At 33.4% G+C, this 751-nt stretch carries 1 protein-coding gene; it reads left to right on the top strand.

Translation table 11 applies throughout. The annotated features are described in order from the left end of the window. Window positions 1–369: 369 nt before the first annotated feature. A partial coding sequence (locus tag ACFIK8_RS11230; RefSeq protein ID WP_375669472.1) for a tetrahydrofolate dehydrogenase/cyclohydrolase catalytic domain-containing protein occupies window positions 370–751 on the top strand: 382 nt, incomplete at its 3' end.

Here is a 751-nt window from a genome sequence, read left to right as displayed (position 1 = left end):
AAAAAACAATTGTAATAAAAACCCCGCTCAAAAACTTTATTATTCTGGCGCGCACAATCTTCCTCTACACTTTCGCCCCTATAACAGATTAAAAGTATACTTAAATTATCGTTAAAAAACTTCTTATAATCCTAAAATCCGTCATATCTCATCTAATAATTTAATTATTCCTGTTCTTATCCAAAGTTTATTGGAACAGCAATGTTGCTGCTTTGTAACAAAGCAATTATTTTAAAGCCTTCTAAAAACAAAAAAATATCTAACACTTTCGAACCACCTTTAGCATTTCCAGATTAATACTGCTACAAAGCTCTATTGGATCGTCAGCAAATGCTTTACAAAAAAAGCCCTTATGAAAGGATCGTTCCCATGAACAATATTATCGATGGAAAAAAGCTTGCTGAAGAGATTATCGTGAAAGTTAAGGATGAAACAATAAAACTCCGCAATAACTATAAGATACAACCCGGTATTGCTGTCATCATTGTTGGAGATGATCCCGCAAGTCATGTATATGTCACATCAAAAAGCAAAAAAGCCGAAGAATGTGGTTTTTTTTCAATCAAACATATGCTTTCCAAAGAAACATCAGAAAAAGAACTCCTTCAACTTATTGCAACATTAAATTCTGACCCCAAAATCCATGGCATTTTGGTACAGCTTCCCCTCCCTGCTCATATTAATACAAATTGTGTAACGCAAGCCATCGCTTTCCAAAAAGATGTGGATGGTTTTCATTATATTAATATAG

The organism is Bartonella sp. MR168JLCBS, assembly GCF_042194175.1.
The sequence above is the reverse complement of the archived record's forward strand: the minus strand, read 5'-3'. Positions and strand labels throughout refer to the sequence as shown.